5 protein-coding genes and 2 pseudogenes are annotated in these 3,001 nt (G+C 37.2%); 2 read left to right on the plus strand and 5 right to left on the minus strand.

Annotated features, from left to right (window positions below):
* Positions 1–35: 35 nt before the first annotated feature.
* From FD47_RS14025 to FD47_RS15955, 3 genes and pseudogenes are all read right to left on the minus strand, one after another.
* Positions 36–287 (minus strand): annotated as a pseudogene (locus FD47_RS14025) (type II toxin-antitoxin system RelE/ParE family toxin); the annotation flags it as partial.
* A gap of 51 nt (positions 288–338) precedes the next feature.
* Positions 339–749 (minus strand): tyrosine-type recombinase/integrase (locus FD47_RS14030; protein ID WP_235806112.1); only part of this gene is annotated, 411 nt, incomplete at its 5' end.
* A gap of 1 nt (position 750) precedes the next feature.
* Positions 751–926 (minus strand): annotated as a pseudogene (locus tag FD47_RS15955) (site-specific integrase); the annotation flags it as partial.
* A gap of 76 nt (positions 927–1,002) precedes the next feature.
* On the opposite strand from FD47_RS15955, the gene FD47_RS14035 reads away from it, so the two are divergent.
* Together FD47_RS14035 and FD47_RS14040 are read left to right on the plus strand one after the other, a co-directional pair.
* Positions 1,003–1,281: a type II toxin-antitoxin system Phd/YefM family antitoxin gene (locus FD47_RS14035; RefSeq protein WP_003586674.1), complete on the plus strand. Its 279-nt coding sequence runs from the start codon at positions 1,003–1,005 to the stop codon at positions 1,279–1,281.
* Positions 1,281–1,637 (plus strand): type II toxin-antitoxin system YafQ family toxin, encoded by a 357-nt coding sequence (locus FD47_RS14040; RefSeq protein ID WP_056980817.1) that lies wholly within the window; start codon positions 1,281–1,283, stop codon positions 1,635–1,637. Before FD47_RS14035 ends, FD47_RS14040 begins: the two co-directional genes overlap by 1 nt.
* Positions 1,638–1,782: 145 nt before the next feature.
* On the opposite strand, the gene FD47_RS14045 is transcribed toward FD47_RS14040, so the two are convergent.
* Both FD47_RS14045 and FD47_RS15960 read right to left on the minus strand, forming a co-directional pair.
* Entirely contained in the window at positions 1,783–2,547 is a 765-nt protein-coding gene (locus FD47_RS14045; protein ID WP_035147646.1) for a helix-turn-helix domain-containing protein, read from the minus strand.
* Positions 2,548–2,730: 183 nt separating this feature from the next.
* Positions 2,731–2,880 carry a hypothetical protein gene (locus tag FD47_RS15960; RefSeq protein ID WP_225353016.1) on the minus strand — a complete coding sequence of 50 codons (150 nt, stop codon included), beginning with the start codon at positions 2,878–2,880 and terminating at the stop codon, positions 2,731–2,733.
* Between the last annotated feature and the right edge of the window lie 121 nt (positions 2,881–3,001).

Raw genomic sequence — 3,001 nt, forward strand, 5'->3', positions numbered from 1 at the left:
AAATTGGATCAGTTGAACTTGACGGCCACATTTGGTCCCTTAACGTGAAAGTATAATGCCCGTTGAATATTACTGGATACCTTACTTCTTAATTCATATACATTTTTAGCTGATGCTATCTTTTTAACCCAAGTCATGCGTTGAGCGACTAGTAAACCTTGATCCTGCGTATCTGTAATCACTTGCAGTAATTTAGCGCGATCTTTAATTGGCAGTTGCTGTAACCATTCATCGAATTCATCATGACCATTGGGACGTTTGTAAGTTTCAAATTCTGGCTTTTCCATATTTGAATTATACCATATATATTATTATTTTAAAGTTATACGCTATTGCATTCAACTAAAATCAATTTGATCTAGCATCGTTTCAGTACTAGCCTGGTCTAAGCCTAAATAAGCTAACGTCATCGCTTCACTGGAATGATTTAGCAAATTCATGACTAAGCCAATATTATAATTTGATTGCGTGTAAACGCGATAAGCCCCGGTTTTGCGCATCGTGTGGGTCCCTAGATAATTAATTCCTAACAGATCGCCAACCTTGCTCATGATTTTGTAGAACTGTTTTTCCGTGATATGGCGTTCTGGGTGTTGAATGGAAGGAAAGAGCCATTCAGAGGCTAGTCTATGATCAAGTAGCCATTGACGGTACAATAAGAGCTCTGTTTGAACTGGTTTAAGATACAAGGTATTAGGCTTGCCCGTTTTTCGGTCGTGAATGAACGCATTTTGTTTAATAGAACCGTCNGGATTGAAAATATCGGTTTGTTTTAAGCGCATGACATCACTGACTCGCAATAGTGTCGCTTTGCCAACTTGAAAAACTGTATAGTTACGCCGGCCAGCTTTAAAGTTGTTGAGTAAGGTATCTTGCACCTCTTTGAGAACGTTTGAATCTTTGATGGGTAAGACAACTTGTTGCATAGTTTTAGCTCCTTAAAAAATTGATTTTTAGTACAAATTAAAGTACAATATTAAGTACAATGAAAGGGTGGTAAATATGACATTAGCACTAACACAGAGCGATTTTCGCGCTAACCTAAAAAAATATTTAGATCAAGTTAATGACGAAGACGAAACCGTTTATATTGCTCGTTCAAATAGTCGCGCAGTAGCCATCGTTTCACAAGAAAAAATGGACTGGCTAGAAAGAGCATTAAAAGCTAAAGAAGGTTCGTTAGAATATGCAATTGCACGTGATCAGTTAATTAAACGCCATGTTTTACCTGACGATGAAATTGTTGAATCAGATGATGATTATTGGGGTCAGTTTAAATAATGAAAAAACTAAGATTTAAACCACGTGCAACCTTTAATGCTGATCTAAAACGGTTAGCCAGTTTAGACAAATTTATTATTGATGAAGTTCGAGCAGCCATTGACCTGTTGCTTGAGCAACAACAATTACCACCAGAATTTGAAGATCATGAGCTTAATCGGCGAATGAGCGGTTATAATGAATTTCACTTACGAGATACCCCGAAAAACAAAACACCAAGCGAAACTAACGATGTCCTGGTGGTTTATACGATTGATAAAGATGAACTAGTCTTAATTGGCATTCGAGTCGGATCGCATGATCGTTTATTTCCTGGTCAAAATCGCGCTAAAAGGTATCGAAAAAATGACGAATAGAAGAAGTCATTTTTATAATATAAAAATAAATAACCCCTAATATCTACATTATAGATATTAGGGGTTATTTTAACAATGTTTTCGAGGGGTTATTTGAGACTTATAGACCCTTAAATTGCTTGTAGGATTATCACTTGGTGGTTCTCTATTCAGTTACTAACTGTTGGACAGTGTCAGATATGTGAATTTGTGTCTTATACTTCTTAAGGTCATGATTGTTAGTCGCTGTATTTCCCTTATGGTTTAACAAGGCGTCTAATGCTGCTAAGTTGCTAACATAAGTCTGATTAATGTAGGTGCGAGGCACAATACGTGCAACTTTAACATAGCTGCCCTTATGATAAGCCATCACATAAGGATCTTTGACCCCAGGATTAAGCCCCGTCGTTAAGGTTAATTTGGTCCATTCATTACCCATCGTATTATCGGTGAACCAAGCGGTCCAGTAACCATTGGTCGCCTTATTGTTAGGAGAAATTTCCTTTTCACTAGGTAATTTAGTGTACCCGACTTTATAGGATAAAAACGGATCAAAGCGATCAATCGTCCCAATACCTTTATAATATCCCAGACATAAAATACCAATACTAACCAGTGCTAGTACGATCAAGCCACCTAAACCAAAAGTCCAACGACGATAACGACTTTTAAGCTTAACATCATGATCTATCTGGGTAGCCAAAGAGGGTTCTTTATCTTTTTTCATTGCAATCTCCTCGTTAAATAGAAGTTTTTCGAGTGAGATGTTAAACAATTGACTCAAAGCATGCAGGGTCTCTAAACTTGGCATATTCTTGCCAGTTTCCCAAGTTGAGACCGTTTGACGGGTCACATGTAATTTTTGAGCTAATGCTTCTTGGGTTAAGTTAGATTGCCTGCGCAAGGTCTTGATATCGTCTTTAAAGCTCAAATCTCACTCCTCCTAAATCATAATCAAGGATCTAAGGCAATCCTAGCAAGAATTACTAGCATTAGTCACGCAAATGTTACTTGCACAAGCCAATAAAGCCATTCTTCAGATCGTAATAACGTTCTGAAGAATGGCTTTAGAAATGATCAAAGGCCTATTTGATAGAAATAGACCCTCTTGTTGTTAAATTAATGTTCTAATTTTATATGCTAAACTAGGGAAAGCCATTAGCATCTTTTCTTTCCAAACCTCTGGATCAACATCAATTGCCATAACAGGAATTAGTGCATTGATATCATCTACTGCTGTTTGGCTAATTTCAGCAGCGCCCACGAGATGATTTTGCTTGTCAAAGACTAATGATAATCGTGCGTGATCATCTGTTCCAGCATAAAGAAAGTCACCTTGAGTAATATCAATATTTTTAGGGTCCGTCTGAAAACTTTATTTCAGG

This window comes from Lentilactobacillus parafarraginis DSM 18390 = JCM 14109 (assembly GCF_001435895.1).
Lineage (GTDB): Bacteria > Bacillota > Bacilli > Lactobacillales > Lactobacillaceae > Lentilactobacillus > Lentilactobacillus parafarraginis.

Excerpts from the sequence above, each read along its gene's own strand:
- FD47_RS14035 (WP_003586674.1), top strand. The coding sequence starts at position 1,003 with ATGACATTAGCACTAACACAGAGCGATTTTCGCGCTAACCTAAAAAAA.
- FD47_RS14040 (WP_056980817.1), top strand. The coding sequence starts at position 1,281 with ATGAAAAAACTAAGATTTAAACCACGTGCAACCTTTAATGCTGATCTA.